The organism is Citrobacter sp. Cpo089 (assembly GCF_030332695.1).
Lineage (GTDB): Bacteria > Pseudomonadota > Gammaproteobacteria > Enterobacterales > Enterobacteriaceae > Citrobacter > Citrobacter portucalensis.
In genome coordinates, this window is sequence record NZ_JAOWHJ010000062.1 from 154,497 (window position 1) to 171,335 (window position 16,839).

At 51.2% G+C, this 16,839-nt stretch carries 17 protein-coding genes and 2 tRNA genes; 13 read left to right on the top strand and 6 right to left on the bottom strand.

Annotated features, from left to right (window positions below):
* Nucleotides 1-4: 4 nt before the first annotated feature.
* From OGX92_RS14160 to glmS, 6 genes are read right to left on the bottom strand one after another with little or no spacing between them, the layout of a single operon-like run.
* Nucleotides 5-322, bottom strand: a complete 318-nt coding sequence (locus OGX92_RS14160; protein WP_043015639.1) for a DUF4387 domain-containing protein — start codon at nucleotides 320-322, stop codon at nucleotides 5-7.
* Nucleotides 319-1,689, bottom strand: a complete 1,371-nt coding sequence (locus OGX92_RS14165) for an acyclic terpene utilization AtuA family protein (RefSeq protein WP_047412553.1) — start codon at nucleotides 1,687-1,689, stop codon at nucleotides 319-321. The genes OGX92_RS14160 and OGX92_RS14165 overlap by 4 nt, the downstream gene beginning before the upstream one ends.
* Nucleotides 1,690-1,692: 3 nt before the next feature.
* Complete coding sequence (locus OGX92_RS14170) at nucleotides 1,693-2,934, bottom strand: methylaspartate ammonia-lyase (RefSeq protein ID WP_286586685.1); 1,242 nt, start codon at nucleotides 2,932-2,934, stop codon at nucleotides 1,693-1,695.
* Entirely contained in the window at nucleotides 2,934-4,379 is a 1,446-nt protein-coding gene (locus tag OGX92_RS14175; RefSeq protein ID WP_003022957.1) for a methylaspartate mutase subunit E, read from the bottom strand. Before OGX92_RS14175 ends, OGX92_RS14170 begins: the two co-directional genes overlap by 1 nt.
* Nucleotides 4,380-4,397: 18 nt before the next feature.
* A complete protein-coding gene (gene glmL, locus OGX92_RS14180) occupies nucleotides 4,398-5,786 on the bottom strand; it encodes a methylaspartate mutase accessory protein GlmL (protein ID WP_043015642.1) in 1,389 nt (462 codons plus the stop codon).
* Nucleotides 5,786-6,235 (bottom strand): methylaspartate mutase subunit S, encoded by a 450-nt coding sequence (glmS, locus tag OGX92_RS14185; RefSeq protein WP_240389146.1) that lies wholly within the window; start codon nucleotides 6,233-6,235, stop codon nucleotides 5,786-5,788. The genes glmL and glmS overlap by 1 nt, the downstream gene beginning before the upstream one ends.
* A gap of 1,218 nt (nucleotides 6,236-7,453) precedes the next feature.
* On the opposite strand from glmS, the gene cydA reads away from it, so the two are divergent.
* The 13 genes from cydA to OGX92_RS14250 all read left to right on the top strand — a co-directional run bounded on the left by cydA (nucleotide 7,454) and on the right by OGX92_RS14250 (nucleotide 16,838).
* Complete coding sequence (cydA, locus tag OGX92_RS14190; protein ID WP_003022965.1) at nucleotides 7,454-9,022, top strand: cytochrome ubiquinol oxidase subunit I; 1,569 nt, start codon at nucleotides 7,454-7,456, stop codon at nucleotides 9,020-9,022.
* 15 nt (nucleotides 9,023-9,037) lie between these two features.
* Nucleotides 9,038-10,177, top strand: a complete 1,140-nt coding sequence (cydB, locus tag OGX92_RS14195; RefSeq protein ID WP_003831431.1) for a cytochrome d ubiquinol oxidase subunit II — start codon at nucleotides 9,038-9,040, stop codon at nucleotides 10,175-10,177.
* Nucleotides 10,178-10,191: 14 nt separating this feature from the next.
* Entirely contained in the window at nucleotides 10,192-10,305 is a 114-nt protein-coding gene (cydX, locus tag OGX92_RS14200) for a cytochrome bd-I oxidase subunit CydX (RefSeq protein WP_003022970.1), read from the top strand.
* Nucleotides 10,305-10,598, top strand: coding sequence for a cyd operon protein YbgE (gene ybgE, locus OGX92_RS14205; protein WP_063940682.1), 294 nt, complete (start codon nucleotides 10,305-10,307; stop codon nucleotides 10,596-10,598). Before cydX ends, ybgE begins: the two co-directional genes overlap by 1 nt.
* Before the next feature lie 275 nt (nucleotides 10,599-10,873).
* Nucleotides 10,874-11,278, top strand: coding sequence for a tol-pal system-associated acyl-CoA thioesterase (ybgC, locus tag OGX92_RS14210; protein ID WP_003831439.1), 405 nt, complete (start codon nucleotides 10,874-10,876; stop codon nucleotides 11,276-11,278).
* The gene (gene tolQ, locus OGX92_RS14215; RefSeq protein ID WP_003022976.1) at nucleotides 11,275-11,967 is read left to right on the top strand and encodes a Tol-Pal system protein TolQ; all 693 of its coding nucleotides are present in this window, start codon (nucleotides 11,275-11,277) and stop codon (nucleotides 11,965-11,967) included. Before ybgC ends, tolQ begins: the two co-directional genes overlap by 4 nt.
* A 3-nt stretch (nucleotides 11,968-11,970) precedes the next feature.
* Nucleotides 11,971-12,399, top strand: coding sequence for a colicin uptake protein TolR (gene tolR / locus OGX92_RS14220; protein ID WP_003022978.1), 429 nt, complete (start codon nucleotides 11,971-11,973; stop codon nucleotides 12,397-12,399).
* Nucleotides 12,400-12,463: 64 nt separating this feature from the next.
* Complete coding sequence (tolA, locus tag OGX92_RS14225; protein WP_008784157.1) at nucleotides 12,464-13,720, top strand: cell envelope integrity protein TolA; 1,257 nt, start codon at nucleotides 12,464-12,466, stop codon at nucleotides 13,718-13,720.
* Between the two features lie 128 nt (nucleotides 13,721-13,848).
* On the top strand, nucleotides 13,849-15,141 hold the full coding sequence (gene tolB / locus OGX92_RS14230) for a Tol-Pal system beta propeller repeat protein TolB (protein WP_003022981.1): 1,293 nt from the start codon (nucleotides 13,849-13,851) through the stop codon (nucleotides 15,139-15,141).
* Between the two features lie 34 nt (nucleotides 15,142-15,175).
* Nucleotides 15,176-15,694: a peptidoglycan-associated lipoprotein Pal gene (pal, locus tag OGX92_RS14235; protein WP_003022983.1), complete on the top strand. Its 519-nt coding sequence runs from the start codon at nucleotides 15,176-15,178 to the stop codon at nucleotides 15,692-15,694.
* Between the two features lie 9 nt (nucleotides 15,695-15,703).
* Nucleotides 15,704-16,495, top strand: a complete 792-nt coding sequence (gene cpoB, locus OGX92_RS14240) for a cell division protein CpoB (RefSeq protein ID WP_063940680.1) — start codon at nucleotides 15,704-15,706, stop codon at nucleotides 16,493-16,495.
* Nucleotides 16,496-16,660: 165 nt separating this feature from the next.
* Nucleotides 16,661-16,736 (top strand) — tRNA-Lys (locus OGX92_RS14245).
* Between the two features lie 26 nt (nucleotides 16,737-16,762).
* Nucleotides 16,763-16,838 (top strand) — tRNA-Val (locus tag OGX92_RS14250).
* Nucleotide 16,839 lies beyond the last annotated feature (1 nt).

A 16,839-nucleotide genomic window follows, 5' to 3' on the forward strand; every position in this document is an offset into this window, starting at 1 on the left:
TTTGTTACAAGTCGAACTCAATACTTAATAATGGGGCGTGTTGCTGCGCACCATAAACATCATTGTCACCAACGTTGCCGGAAATAATATCGCGCGGCATGACTATTTTTACGGCATTCGCCGGATCGAACCACACGATATTATGAATAAAGTCTGGTTCAACGTTATATAAACCGGCAATCAGCTGCGGCGTTAATTGCTCGCAGGCTTTTACCCGCTGATAGTCTTCCCTGGTTTTAAATAAAATATCTAAAACCAGTTCGTACGGTCCGGCGTTTTTGGAGCGAATAACCTGCGCCAGTGAACAAATTGAGTGTTTCATGCCTGAACTCCTTCTGGCGTCACCTGTTCAATGTGGAAATCAAAACGCAGCGCATCGCTCGCTTCAATCAGGTGATAGATCGAGAACTCATACACCGGTCCACTTTGAATATCAGATGGCGAGAACGGGAAGGCGAGGTTGCCCGCAGTCGCAATACGATTTTCATAGCCGTAATGCAGCAGGGTAGAGCGCACCAGCGAGCAAACGCTGTTGGCGATATCCTGCGTCGGCGCAACGACATCCAGTAAAATCCCCAGTTCATGACCGGCGGTTTTCATTGGTTCATGGTTGCCCATCACGCCGTTCTTACCATACAGGTGGAACGTCATGCGGATACTGTCGTCATTCAGTGAGAGGTTACGCGCAACGCTTGCCTGTACCTCTTCGAGAATGGTGTCAATCCCGGCAATCATAATCGGGTCGCGCGTTCCGGCGATGGTCAGGCAGCGGAAGCCAACCTGACGCGCGCCTTCCAGTTTCAATGCATACGGTGTTTCTTCATGACGTGAACCGCTGACATACACCTCACCCTCGTTAACCTGGGTAAAGGTGCACGCTTTCAGGTTTAGTACGCCGCCTGGTCCTGGCAGGAAGTACGGATCGGACTTCTCATACAGCGTGTGCGCCGCCGCGGACGTTTCTGTGAACTTACGCTTGGGATTGAACGCCTTCAGCGTAAAGCCGTTGTCGTCAATGATCCCCATCGCACAATCTGAGCCAGAGCCTGGGGTGGCAGCAATGGCAGCACACTCAAGGATCTTACCGCAATGAAGCGCCAGACCTTCATCAAAGCCCTGCATTATCGGCAGCGCGGCGAAGCAGGCGGGATCGTAGGCGCGTCCGCCCAGGACCACCTGCGCGCCAGCTTCTAGCGCACGCTGAAAAGGCTCGACGCCCATCTGCGCGACAATGTAGGTGCTCTCTTCAATTGCCTCGTGAGTTAATTCAGGCACAAAATCGAGCGCAGTAATCTTGCCGTTATCCAGTGCCTGATGGACGATTTCTTTGTCGACATCAGACGGGATCAGCGCCATTGAGAAGGTCAGTTTTTCTTCCTGTGCGATCTCATGGATTATCTGGCGACACCACTCCAGATGCGGAGCTGCGCCAGAACCACCGGCGGTGCCGATCACTACAGGGATGTTGTTCTTAACGCCCGCCACAATCATATAGCGCAGATCGCGTTTCACGCCGGCCCGGTCGGTAAAGGGTTTACCTGCCCCCAGGTAGTGGGGGCCTGGATCGGAGGAACCTGCGTCAACAGCAATAAGATCCGGTGACTCTTCCATGGCTTTACGAAAACTTTCTTCCGGGAAGCCATAACCCAGGATAGCCGTAGGCGATAAGATCTTAAATGTGCGTGCCATCTCTTAATCCTTAGTTTGCAACAACGCGATGGTGCGGTTCATTTCGTTAAACACGATGTTGAGACCTTCATCGAAACCCATACCTGGTTTGACCAGCATGCGCATAGGACGCGCGGCCAGCGCGACGTGTACGCAGGTGCGAGCACTGATTTCCGTTTCGTTACAGGTACCGCCCTGATAGGCTTCCATTGCGTGTTTGTTGCAGTACAGCACTGCATCAACAATGTTATGAATGCCGCCAAGATCTGGAGTCTTGATCTGTACCATGTGGCAGCTGCCCGCATCGGTAAAGTCCACGATATCCTGATAGGTGTTACACCATTCGTCGGCGACAATTTTCACGCCGGAACCCAGACGAGTCAGCTCTTTGGTGATGGCGGTCAACATGCGGATCTGATCCGGCTTGTTACCGGCATCAACCGGACCTTCGATATACAGCGGCAGACCCTGGGCTTCGACTTCCAGGTTGGCGATGTATTCAGCGCAGCGCACCGGATCCATATCGAAGATCAGACCGATCGTGCCGTACACATCAATGTGCAGCGTCGGGTGATAACGTTCGCTGGTGCGCAGGCTTAAGATGCGGTCGGATAACCAACGTACATACTCACGCAGTTTTTCGCCTTTAAAGCCCAGCTTCTCTTCCACGTTGTTGATCAGCGCATGCGGCAGGACGTCCACACCTTTAAGGATCATCTTATCAACGGCGATATAACGGTCGTCGCCGCTCTGACCAAATAATGGAATGGCTTCCGGCACGCACGGCAGTTGCCATTCATCGCAAACCACTTCAGTTTTCAGACGACCGGTAGCCAGCGCCGCAGCGTCGAGCAGCGCCTGAGACAAACCATAGCGGACGGCGGTATGCAGCAGATGACCGTCAATACGCAGTTGGTCAAAGAAACGGGCGTTTGGCAGGAACGCATCAACGTCACGGCCTTCCAGCAGCGGTTTGATGTGATCGTTGAGGAACGGAATAAAGTTTTCAGCCAGGAACAGCGGGTCACGACCGCCTGCGCCTGAATATTGCACCGCTGCGCAATCGCCCACCGCTACCGCGCCATTTTCCAGAATTAGCTGCACGGAAACGCATTCACCCGCCTGACGAACAGAGGTAAATCCAGGCGTTACCGGATCGCCGGTATAGATAAACCCGTCATGACCGGCGCCATTTTTGATGGCCTGCTGATCGTCAAAATAAAATGAGGAGTAGCCAGCGGTGAAAAGGGCCTTTTTGATTTTCATTATGGTCTTCCTATTAATTTACTGTGGGATACGGCGTTGATGTCATCAATGACCATCTGGAAAGAAGGCTTGCGGCCTTCAAAATGTGCGCGCTCTGCGACATAGTCGTGGTGCAGGGCGAGAATATCTTTCGGCAGCGGAACGGCACCGGCTTCAAGAATACGGATTGCGCCTGTGTTATCGCGAACAGGCAGGATCTTACCGGCGTTACAGGCGGCAGGAGCGAAAGGTACATCCAGCACGCCAGCTTCAAAGGCCAGCACCGTGCCGCGCGCAATGTCGCCATTGCCCAGCTCGAAGACTTTTTTCAGTACCGCGCGGACTTCGCTCTTAATCAGATCTACTTCCTGTTCCACGGCAGCGCACTGCGGGAATTTCTGGTCGCTGACCATGTTGAGCATCTGGCGTGACGCTTTCAGGCCCTGAGCGTTAGCTGCTGCCGTTGGGATACCGAACGCTTCGTGCGGGCTTTTGGTGATCACTTTTGTAGCGCCCGACATACCTGCAACCGCTGCGCCCCAGGCGATAACGGAGAAGGCTTTCGCTTCATCTTCCGGGAATCCGCCCATCCACTGGTGGAAAACGGTGCTCAGTTCGTAATCGTCGAAGCCGTGGTTATGGAAGTATTCGTGAGACAGTTCGCGCAGCGCCTGAATAGCGGCGATATCCTGCGTCAGGCTGCCGACCTGGCCGTAGCCGACGGTAATTGACTTCACGCCTTGTTCCAGCGCCAGCAGACCTTCGATAATGGCCACCGAATGGGACATAAACGGCGGGATCAGAGTGCCGGTCAGCGGGCCAAACGGTTCACGGTTGATGCGAATGCCGTTCTCTTCATACAGGCCCATCAGGCGGTCGCAGTACTGCCAGTCGCGGATGGATTTTTCCAGGGTGACGCGTTTAGCGTAAGGGATGTTGTAGGAGATACCGCCGCCTTCGTAGCTGGTAAAGCCACTGGCCATTGCGATTTCTGCCAGCAGGCGCGCATCCGGCGTACCGTGGCGAACCTGGATCGGTTTTTCCAGCGATTCAGTCATCCGGCGGCAGGCAGCAACCCCGTGATTGACGACCGGTAAACCATTCAGCTTGGAAGTACCTGCTTCGATAGATTTCTGGATCCCGACAGCGGCTTCTTCATAGCGGTTCAGACGGGTATAGGCATCGATTGTGCTCGGCAGGAGGTCGCACTCTTCCTGCAATGTTTTGAGCAGCGCAATATGCTCATCCATTAATGCTACGCCTGCGCGCGGCTGGCTCAGGGTTTTTCCTTCCTGATCGGCCTTCAGCAAGGCAAGGGAGAAGCGCTTTTTATCTGGAATTGATTGCTGGTACTTCACGCCATCTTCGAAGTTCTCAACGTCTTTGCCGGTTTCCCAGGTTTGTAACACCTGATGCCTTTCGGTCATGAATTCGTCATGGGTCAATTTTTTATTTCGAAGTTCCATTCGTAGCTGCCTTAAGTTTTATAGGGTTAAACACTGAATGCTGGTGCGAGCAGCGGCTTGCGGGTACAGTCTGGCAACGTTTGCCAGTAGCGGGAGCAGGCCATTTGAATCGCGGTAATACTCAAACTGATTCGGTAACAGAATTCTTTTACCCTGGTCGTCCAGCTCCCGGTATTTGAGCCAGTTATGGATATCGAACTGGCTGGCGCGAGAGAGCCATCCCCCTGAACCGACGACTTTGCGTACGGTGGTGAGATCGCGACCCATCTGTAAATCCACGTTACCCACGCAGGTGCAAACCTGCTTTTTAGTGCCCGCGTGGCGCTCAGCGGCATAGCCCACGCACAAACCTGCCAGCAGGGTGTCGAAATATTTCTCCTCCTCGCTGAGTGGCAGGTAATCCGGTTGCCCAACCAGGTGACGCAGGTAGCGGTAAAACGCTTCCTCGCGCTGCGGTTGTTGGGCGAAGATGACTTTCACCATTTCCTGCGTGCTTTCTCCCACCACGACGGCGGAAACGCGCATTCCCAGGTCGCCTTCAACGGTACGTTTAACGAACGGTTCAGGAACACCATGCAGGACGGTATCGGGGGAGAGGGTATTCGCGCTGGCCGAATAGACATCCGTGGTGGCTCCGCCCATATCAATCAGCATGAATTCCTTCCATGCGCTGTCGTAATCGCTAATGGCTTTAACTAACTCATATACCGTCCATGGCGTCGGCATTGGCTCTTCGCCTGTTTCGCCGACAATGACGTCCAGACCTTTGCCTTTGACAATGCGTGACAAGAACACATCGCAAATCGCCTGGCGCGCGGCAAACGGATTCGGGTGATCGAGGTCTGGCAGAATGTTGTCTACCGTGGTCAGATCCTTATGTCCGAGAATCGTTTGTATTTCGTCCTGAATGTCCCGGTTTCCGGCGTAGATAATGGCGCAATCAAGCTTTGAGCCTGCCAGCGCGTGCGCATTCGCCAGGCCATAGCTTTCTTCGCCACCGTCTGTACCGCCGGTAAACAGCAGAATGTCTGGGGGGGAAGATTCCAGCTCCTGAATGTCATGACGGTTGAGCTTGTACGAATAATATTGCGCGATTTTCGCTCCTGCCGAATGGGCGGTAACTTTGGCCGATTCCAGCGTAATGGAAGGCACCAGCCCCATTGCTGCAACGGCGAGTCCACCTTTGGCCGAAGAAGAGTATTTCAACTGCACTTCACCACTTTTCAGTAACGGGCGAGCATCGGCAACGTTCAGCACCTGATTCAGGCTGGCAAAAAAACCGTCTGCCAGATGATGTGTGGTGGTTGGGGTCAGGACATGGTTTACCAGGGTTAATTCTTCGCCTTCATGGGCGAAGAGGGCAGCCTTGGTCCATGTCGAGCCGATATCGACAGAAACTGTTTGCATCAGATAGCCTCTTCCAGGCAACGCTGCTCAAGGCCATTGTGTTGGTGAATATCATTAGTGATAAGCGCGCAGACATCTTCCAGGTCATGGCTTGGTGCGAAGACGCGGTTAAATCCCATCTTTTTAAACTTCACTTCCACATCAGCGAAGTCATGTTTACCGACGACCAGGTTGCCGCCGACGTACAGCAGAATGTCGCCGAGGCCACGTTCTATGCAGCGCTCACGTAACCCGAGGCAGTCAATGTCGCCGTGACCGTAGATAGAGGACACCACGATGGCATCGGCGCCTGTTTCAATCGCGGCATCAATATATTCATCCTGGCTCACCATCACCCCGAGGTTGATTACGTGAAAATCATGAGCTGTAAAAACGCGATCCAGAACTTTATTACCTACTGCATGGCAGTCAGCACCGATGACGCCAATAACAAGTGTAGATTTCTTCATGGGTAATCCTCTGTAGGGCTGATGGTCAATAAGTGAAAATTGTTTTCTAATATTTAGAACATGGATTGTGGCAACCTCTTAATAGGGTTGGAGTTTCTGTGGAAGCGGAAAAGGAAGCAATTGATCTATTTTCAAAATATCCTGCGCAAAATGATTGTTATATTTAGTTGGTGTAAAATCCCTTTGTGATCAATGTGATGCGATGTGTTTTTTTAACTGGTTTTAATTTATTAGAGAATTGGGTAATAAATTACTTGCCATGTTTGTGATCGAAATCTTATTTTGTTATGCGCGCCATTTATGACGTGTTTTAAATAATTTCAAAAATCCCAATTACTAATTAACTTGTGAACGACATAACGGTTTTTTATTTTTTAATCTTATATGTCATAATTCATTTTTGTTAAATTTAGGATAAAAATGATAAGGAAATGTTTGTGGCATATTTAATCTTTGCCACATAAGAGAAGAGGGGGTGTTAATGATAACTTTCAGTGATGATTTAAGCGAAACGTCAGCATTCTCTCGCAGAACGACAAACGCAATGCATCGGTCATTGTGGAACGTTTTCGCTTCCAGTTGAGATAGTTACATCTCGGTGTTAATTATAAGTAAAATTTAAATGAATAATTTGTGTGAAATAACAAATCCATGACTTGCTAAACAAAAAACTGTGAGCTACCCAGCATTAGTGATTCTTTATCTGCTATCAATTTAGTCAGCCGGGCTGGTTAAAAGATCGTGTACATTTAAATAAATATCCTATCATTTGTAGTAACGGCAATTACTCATTGAAAAACATGTTGTTAACATAACGTTTACTAGTAGCGTGAGTGCTAAACACTATTAACATTAAATTTGAAAATTGATTTAAATCAATGTTTAAAACTTGGAAAACAGCATCAAAAGAGGTTAAATTGCTTCAGATCAAATTGGTCTGAAAGTGGTAAATTAGCTATAAATTGATCACTATCGAAAAATGCAAATTTGTCTCGATAAAAACCTGTTTATTGTAAGGATTTTACGGCGTAATATAATTGCGGGATCAATTTGAGTGTTTTATTAACATGTTTGTAACTTTTCATCATTATCCTTTCTTCAAATGAGAGGGAAGGGTAGCGGCGGAAGGAAGCAGATAAATTTGTATTGGGGCATGCGTGTGACCCTTTCTAACGGGGTTCACTCTCGGAGTCTTCATGCGATGAGCAAGGAGTCATGATGTTAGATATAGTCGAACTGTCGCGCTTACAGTTTGCCTTGACCGCGATGTACCACTTCCTGTTTGTGCCACTGACGCTCGGTATGGCGTTCTTGTTGGCCATTATGGAAACGGTCTACGTCCTTTCCGGCAAACAGATTTATAAAGATATGACCAAGTTCTGGGGCAAGTTGTTTGGTATCAACTTCGCTCTGGGTGTGGCTACCGGTCTGACCATGGAGTTCCAGTTCGGGACTAACTGGTCTTACTACTCCCACTATGTAGGGGATATTTTCGGTGCGCCGCTGGCGATCGAAGGTTTGATGGCCTTCTTCCTCGAATCCACCTTTGTAGGTCTGTTCTTCTTCGGCTGGGACCGTTTGGGTAAAGTCCAGCATATGTGTGTCACCTGGCTGGTGGCTCTGGGTTCTAACCTGTCTGCGTTGTGGATTCTGGTTGCGAACGGCTGGATGCAGAACCCAATCGCAGCGGATTTCAACTTCGAAACCATGCGTATGGAGATGCTGAGCTTCTCTGAACTGGTGCTCAACCCGGTAGCACAGGTGAAATTTGTTCACACTGTGGCATCTGGTTATGTATGTGGCGCGATGTTCGTTCTGGGTATCAGCTCCTACTATATGCTGCGCGGTCGTGACTTCGCGTTTGCTAAACGTTCTTTTGCTATCGCTGCCAGCTTTGGTATGGCTGCTATTCTGTCTGTTATCGTTCTGGGTGATGAATCTGGTTACGAAATGGGTGACGTGCAGAAAACCAAACTCGCTGCGATTGAAGCAGAATGGGAAACTCAGCCTGCTCCAGCTTCCTTTACGCTGTTCGGTATTCCGGACCAGGATGCGCAGGAAAACCATTTTGCGATTCAGATTCCTTATGCGCTGGGCATCATTGCCACCCGCTCTGTTGATACACCGGTCATTGGTCTGAAAGACCTGATGGTGCAGCACGAAGAGCGTATCCGTAACGGGATGAAAGCGTATCAGTTGCTGGAAGAACTGCGTGCTGGTACTACCGACCAGGCCGTTCGCGACCAGTTCAACAGCATGAAGAAAGACCTGGGTTATGGTCTGCTGTTGAAACGCTATACGGATAACGTCACCGACGCGACCGAAGCGCAAATTCAGCAGGCAACGAAAGATTCTATTCCTCGCGTTGCGCCGCTGTACTTCGCTTTCCGTATCATGGTGGCATGCGGCATTCTGATGCTGGCAATCATTGCGGTGTCCTTCTGGACCGTGCTTCGTAACCGTATCGGTGAGAAAAAATGGCTGCTGCGCACCGCGCTGTATGCGATTCCTCTGCCGTGGATTGCTATTGAATCCGGTTGGTTTGTTGCAGAGTACGGTCGTCAACCGTGGGCGATTGGTGAAGTGTTACCAACAGCCGTAGCGAACTCTTCGCTGACTGCTGGCGACCTCATCTTCTCGATGCTATTGATTTGCGGCCTGTATACCCTGTTCCTGGTGGCTGAACTGTATCTGATGTTCAAGTTCGCACGCCTTGGGCCGAGTAGCCTGAAAACCGGTCGTTATCACTACGAGCAGTCCACTGTGACTTCTCAGCCGGCACGCTAAGACAGGAGTCGTCAAATGATCGATTATGAAGTATTGCGTTTTATCTGGTGGCTGCTGGTTGGCATTCTGCTGATTGGTTTTGCGGTCACTGATGGCTTCGACATGGGGGTGGGCATGCTCACCCGTTTCCTCGGTCGTAATGATACCGAGCGTCGAATTATGATTAACTCCATCGCCCCGCACTGGGACGGTAACCAGGTTTGGCTCATCACCGCGGGTGGCGCACTGTTCGCTGCCTGGCCGATGGTCTATGCCGCTGCGTTCTCCGGTTTCTATGTGGCGATGATTCTGGTTCTGGCGTCCTTGTTCTTCCGTCCGGTCGGTTTTGACTACCGCTCTAAGATTGAAGATATGCGCTGGCGCAACATGTGGGACTGGGGCATCTTCATAGGTAGCTTCGTGCCACCGCTGGTGATTGGCGTGGCGTTCGGTAACCTGCTGCAAGGGGTTCCGTTCCACGTAGATGACTACATGCGTTTGTACTACACCGGTAACTTCTTCCAGTTGCTGAATCCGTTTGGTCTGCTGGCAGGTGTCGTGAGCGTTGGGATGATCATCACCCAGGGTGCGACCTATCTGCAGATGCGTACGGTAGGTGAACTGCATCTGCGTGCTCGTGCAACTTCACAGGTTGCGGCGCTGGTGACTCTGGTCTGCTTCGCGCTGGCCGGTGTGTGGGTGATTTACGGTATTGACGGTTATGTTGTGACCTCTGCACTGGATCATCATGCCGCCTCTAACCCGCTGACCAAAGAAGTTGCTCGTGTGGCTGGCGCATGGATGGTGAACTTTAACAATGCACCTATCCTGTGGTTGGTTCCTGCACTGGGCGTGGTTCTGCCGCTGTTGACCATCCTGACTTCTCGTATGGAGAAAGGGGCATGGGCGTTCGTCTTCTCCTCACTGACGTTAGCCTGCATCATCCTGACTGCCGGTATCGCAATGTTCCCGTTTGTGATGCCATCCAGCACCATGATGAACGCAAGTTTGACCATGTGGGATGCCACCTCCAGCCAGCGTACATTGAATCTGATGACCTGGGTCGCGGCGGTGTTTGTACCGATCATTCTTCTGTACACCAGCTGGTGTTACTGGAAGATGTTCGGTCGCATCACTAAAGAAGATATTGAAAGCAACACCCACTCTCTGTACTAAGTAAGGAGCTTAAAATGTGGTATTTCGCATGGATTTTGGGAACGCTTCTTGCCTGTGCATTTGGGATAATCACAGCGCTGGCGCTTGAGCACGTTGAATCAGGCAAAGCCGGGCAAGAAGATAGCTAATGACCAACATTATCGCGATGGTATACAACGCGATGGACAAGCGCCCCTTGCGGGCGCTTTCATTTGTGCTGGCAATCGTGTTGGCTGGCTGCATATTCTGGGATCCGTCTCGTTTCGCGGCCAAAACCAGTGAGCTTGAAATCTGGCATGGTTTCCTGCTGATGTGGGCGGTCTGCGCAGGCATGATTCACGGCGTTGGCTTCCGTCCTCGCGCCGTACATTGGCAGGGCATCTTCTGCCCGCTGATCGCGGATATTGTCCTCGTTGTTGGTCTGATTTTCTTCTTCTTTTGAATAAGAAACATCCTTAAATATTTATGGGCTTGCATAAGCCCATAATTTTTTACTCTCCGTTTACTTTCCCCCATTCCAAAGCACCATTCCCGCGCGTATAGTAGCGAAGTTTGAAAGCACTAACCTTTTGTTGCATTACCGGGATGTACAGTGAAGACAGCGCGATATACAACGACATTCTTGATGCATCGCGGCGGCAAGAACGCGAGTCACCAGGCGCTTACCAGGGTAAGTAACTGGTGCGAGTGGGCGAAGCCAACAAAGAGGCAGTAGGAATGAATAAGTATATGTTTCGATGGCCGGTTCGTGTCTATTATGAAGATACCGATGCCGGTGGGGTGGTTTACCACGCCAGTTACGTCGCTTTTTATGAAAGAGCACGCACAGAAATGCTTCGTCATCATCACTTCAGTCAGCAGGTCCTGTTGGCCGAACGTGTAGCCTTTGTGGTGCGCAAGATGACCCTCGAGTATTTTGCGCCTGCCCGGCTCGACGATATGCTCGAAGTTCAAACCGAAATTACGTCAATGCGTGGCACCTCATTGGTTTTCACGCAACGCATTGTCAACGCAGAGAACACCGTGCTGAATGAAGCCGAAGTTCTGATTGTTTGCGTTGATCCACTCAAAATGAAGCCTCGTGCGCTTCCCAAGTCTATTGTCGCGGAGTTTAAGCAGTGACTGACATGAATATCCTTGATTTGTTCCTGAAGGCAAGCCTTCTGGTTAAACTTATCATGTTGATTTTGATTGGTTTCTCAATCGCATCCTGGGCCATCATCATCCAACGGACCCGTATTCTTAATGCTGCTTCGCGTGAAGCCGAAGCATTTGAAGACAAGTTCTGGTCCGGCATTGAATTGTCGCGCCTGTACCAGGAAAGCCAGGGGCGTCGTGATAATTTGGCGGGCTCGGAACAAATTTTCTATAGCGGATTCAAAGAATTTGCGCGTTTGCATCGGGCAAATAGCCACGCGCCGGAAGCGGTCGTAGAGGGGGCTTCCCGTGCGATGCGTATCTCGATGAACCGTGAACTGGAAACGCTGGAAACGCATATTCCATTCCTCGGCACCGTTGGCTCCATCAGCCCGTATATCGGTCTGTTCGGTACCGTTTGGGGGATCATGCACGCATTTATCGCGCTGGGCGCGGTAAAACAGGCGACGCTGCAAATGGTCGCACCGGGTATCGCAGAAGCGTTGATTGCAACGGCTATCGGTCTGTTTGCGGCAATCCCGGCGGTTATGGCCTACAACCGTCTGAACCAGCGCGTGAACAAACTGGAACTGAATTACGACAACTTTATGGAAGAGTTCACCGCGATTCTGCACCGCCAGGCGTTTACCGTTAGCGAGAGCAACAAGGGGTAAGCCATGGCCAGAACGCGTGGACGAGGTCGTCGCGAACTCAAGTCCGAAATCAATATTGTACCGCTGCTCGACGTACTGTTGGTGCTGTTGCTGATCTTTATGGCAACCGCACCGATCATTACGCAGAGTGTGGAAGTCGACCTGCCGGATGCGACCGAGTCGCAAGCCGTCAGCAGTAACGACGAACCCCCGGTCATTATTGAAGTTTCCGGTATTGGGCAATACAGCGTGGTGGTTGAGAAAGATCGTATGGATCAACTGCCGCCGGAGCAGGTTATCGCGGAAGCGAAAAGCCGCCTGCAGACCAATCCGAAAACGGTCTTTTTAATCGGTGGTGCGAAAGACGTGCCTTATGATGAAATAATTAAAGCGCTGAACTTGTTACACAGTGCAGGCGTAAAATCGGTTGGCTTGATGACGCAGCCAATCTGATGACTGCGTTTTGCTGGCTTGAAAGATAGCACGTAACAGGCGAACAGTTTTTTGGGAACCGAGAGTGTCAAAGGCAACCGAACAAAACGACAAGCTCAAAAGGGCGATAATTATTTCAGCGGTGCTGCATGTCATTTTATTTGCAGCGCTGATCTGGAGTTCGTTCGATGAGCACATTGATGCTTCAGCCGGCGGCGGTGGCGGTTCGTCCATCGACGCCGTTATGGTCGATCCTGGCGCCGTTGTGCAACAGTACGACAGGCAGCAGCAACAGCAGGCAAGTGCGAAACGTGCTGAAGAGCAGCGTGAAAAGCAGGCGCAGCAGCAAGCTGAAGAACTTCGCGAGAAGCAGGCAGCTGAGCAAGAGCGACTGAAGCAGCTGGAAAAAGAACGTTTAGCCGCGCAGGAAAAAGTGCGCGAACAGGCGGAACAGCAGAAGCAAGCTGAAGCCGCCGCAGCGAAAGCGCAAGAGCAACAGAAACAGGCTGAAGAGGCTGCGGCGAAGGCTGCTGCAGACGCGAAGGCTAAAGCTGATGCTCAGGCTAAGCAAGCGGCAGATGCCGCGAAGAAAGCCGCTGCGGACGCACAGAAAAAAGCTGAGGCTGAAGCCGCTAAAGCCGCCGCTGATGCGAAGAAAGCTGCAGAAGCACAAGCTGCTAAGGCAGCTGCGGACGCTGCGAAGAAAGCACAGGCTGAAGCCGCTAAGCAAGCTGCAGCCGAGAAAGCTGCTGCTGAGAAAGCAGAAAAAGCCGCTGCCGCGAAAGCTGCCGCTGCTGAAAAAGCGGCGGCTGATAAGAAAGCCGCTGCAGAAAAAGCAGCAGCAGACAAAAAAGCTGCAGCTGAGAAAGCCGCTGCCGATAAGAAAGCTGCGGCAGATAAAGCAGCTGCTGCTAAAAAGGCTGCGGCCGAAAAAGCCGCTGCAGCCTCTGGCGTTGACGACTTGTTGGGCGACCTGAGCTCCGGTAAGAATGCACCGAAATCGGGCGGTGGAGCGAAAGGAAACGGTCAACCGGCGAAAGATAGTGGTACAAGTGGTGCCAATGGCGGTGCATCTGGCGCTGATATCAGTGCTTACGCATCTCAAATTCGTAATGCGATCCAGAGCCGTCTGTATGGTGCAGATTTGTATGCAGGTAAATCTTGCGTATTACATATCAAGTTAGCACCCGATGGTCTGTTACTGGATGTGACCGAAGAGGGCGGGGATCCGGCATTGTGTCAGGCTGCGCTGACGGCTGCGAAAACCGCCAGAATTCCTAAACCGCCTAGCCAGGCAGTTTATGAAAAAGTAAAAGATGCCAAACTGGACTTCAAACTGTAATAACGACCCCTGAGAAATCAGGGGAAACGGTCTAAGGTTGAGACAGAGTTCTGGTAGTTTTGTGTATTTGAGTTTGTTAACATTCTGCTAAATTATCGTGGGCTTTCCGTCCAGATAAGGGAGATATGATGAAGCAGGCATTACGAGTAGCATTTGGTTTTCTGATGCTGTGGGCAGCGGTGCTGCACGCAGAAGTACGTATCGAGATCACCCAGGGGGTGGACTCGGCGCGCCCGATTGGTGTTGTCCCCTTCCAGTGGGCAGGACCGGGTGCTGCACCTGAAGATATCGGTGGTATCGTAGGTGCTGACCTGCGTAACAGCGGTAAATTTAACCCGTTAGACCGTTCTCGTCTGCCTCAGCAGCCCGGTACCGCGCAGGAAGTTCAACCTGCCGCTTGGTCTGCGCTGGGCATTGATGCCGTAGTCGTCGGCCAGGTTACGCCGAACCCGGATGGTTCTTACAGCGTTGCCTATCAGCTGGTTGACACCGGTGGCGCACCGGGTACCGTACTGGCACAGAACACCTATAAAGTGAACAAGCAGTGGCTGCGTTACGCGGGCCATACTGCAAGTGACGAAGTGTTTGAAAAACTGACCGGCATTAAAGGTGCATTCCGTACCCGTATCGCTTATGTTGTTCAGACCAACGGTGGTCAGTTCCCGTACGAATTACGTGTGTCCGACTACGATGGTTACAACCAGTTCGTGGTACACCGTTCTCCGCAGCCGCTGATGTCTCCGGCGTGGTCACCGGACGGTTCAAAACTGGCGTACGTTACCTTCGAAAGCGGTCGTTCTGCGCTGGTTATTCAGACACTGTCTAACGGCGCGGTTCGTCAGGTAGCCTCGTTCCCACGTCACAACGGTGCGCCTGCGTTTTCTCCGGATGGCAGCAAACTGGCGTTTGCCCTGTCTAAAACCGGTAGCCTGAACCTGTATGTCATGGACATTGGTTCCGGTCAGATCCGTCAGGTGACGGATGGTCGTAGCAACAACACGGAACCTACCTGGTTCCCGGACAGCCAAAACCTGGCCTTTACTTCTGACCAGGCCGGTCGTCCGCAGGTTTATAAAGTTAACGTCAACGGCGGTGCTCCGCAGCGCATTACCTGGGAAGGTTCGCAAAACCAGGATGCGGATGTGAGCAGCGACGGTAAATTTATGGTAATGGTAAGCTCGGCCAACGGTCAGCAGCACATTGCCAAACAAGATCTGGTAGCGGGTGGCGTACAAGTTCTGTCGTCAACGTTCCTGGACGAAACGCCTAGTCTGGCACCTAACGGCACTATGGTAATCTACAGCTCTTCTCAGGGGATGGGATCCGTGCTGAATTTGGTTTCTACAGATGGGCGTTTCAAAGCGCGTCTTCCGGCAACTGATGGACAGGTTAAATTCCCTGCCTGGTCGCCGTATCTGTGATAATAAATAATTGATTAATAAAGGAATCATTGAAATGCAACTGAACAAAGTGCTGAAAGGGCTGATGATTGCTCTGCCTGTTATGGCTATTGCAGCGTGTTCTTCTAACAAGAACGCCAGCAATGACGGCAGCGAAGGCATGCTGGGTGCCGGCACTGGTATGGATGCAAACGGCAGCGGCAACATGTCTTCTGAAGAGCAAGCGCGTCTTCAGATGCAACAGCTGCAGCAGAACAACATCGTTTACTTCGATCTGGACAAGTACGATATCCGTTCTGACTTCGCTGCAATGCTGGATGCTCACGCTAACTTCCTGCGTAGCAACCCGTCTTACAAAGTCACCGTAGAAGGTCATGCGGACGAACGTGGTACTCCTGAGTACAACATCTCCCTGGGTGAGCGTCGTGCGAACGCCGTTAAGATGTACCTGCAGGGTAAAGGCGTTTCTGCTGACCAGATCTCCATCGTTTCTTACGGTAAAGAAAAACCTGCAGTACTGGGTCATGACGAAGCGGCTTACGCCAAAAACCGTCGCGCCGTACTGGTTTACTAAGAGAATTGCATGAGCAGTAACTTCAGACATCATCTGTTGAGTCTGTCGTTACTGGTTGGCATAGCGGCCCCTTGGGCCGCTTTTGCACAGGCGCCAATCAGTAGTGTCGGCTCTGGCTCGGTCGAAGACCGTGTCACTCAACTCGAGCGTATTTCTAACGCTCACAGTCAGCTTTTAACCCAACTCCAGCAACAACTCTCCGATAATCAGTCCGATATTGATTCCCTGCGCGGTCAAATTCAGGAAAATCAGTATCAACTGAATCAGGTTGTTGAACGCCAGAAGCAGATATTGCTGCAGATGAATAATCTTGGCAGCGGTAGTGCACCTGCGGCGCAATCAGCGGGCGGCGATCAGAGTGGGGCAGCAGCAACCCCTGCGCCTGATGCGGGTGCAGCTGCAGCGTCAGGCGTTCCGGTGCAAACTGGCGATGCGAATACCGATTACAATGCGGCCATTGCTCTGGTGCAGGATAAATCCCGCCAGGATGACGCGATTGAAGCATTTCAGAACTTCATTAAAAAGTACCCAGACTCAACTTACCTGCCAAATGCTAATTACTGGCTGGGTCAGTTGAATTACAACAAGGGGAAAAAAGATGATGCAGCGTTCTATTTTGCTTCAGTAGTCAAAAACTTCCCGAAATCACCAAAGGCTGCAGACGCGATGTATAAAGTCGGTGTCATCATGCAGGACAAAGGTGATAAAGAGAAAGCTAAAGCCGTTTATCAGCAGGTTATCACTAAATACCCTGGCACTGATGGCGCGAAACAAGCGCAAAAACGCCTTGGCGCGATGTAATGAACACCATGCGACCAGAAATCGTGTTAATTCTGGTCGCGTCGTGTGATTCCTAAGCAGTTGAGTTATTTACATCGAAATTTTTGTTGCGCTAAAATCTGAAATCAGTAATATATGCCGCCGTTGCCAAGGGATATCAAACAGCCCGAAAGCGGCAAAAAAAGTGGGTCGTTAGCTCAGTTGGTAGAGCAGTTGACTTTTAATCAATTGGTCGCAGGTTCGAATCCTGCACGACCCACCACTTAATGCAGTATCCAGCGTAGTATCGGGTGATTAGCTCAGCTGGGAGAGCACCTCCCTTACAAGGAGGGGGTCGGCGGTTCGATCCCGTCATCACCCACCAC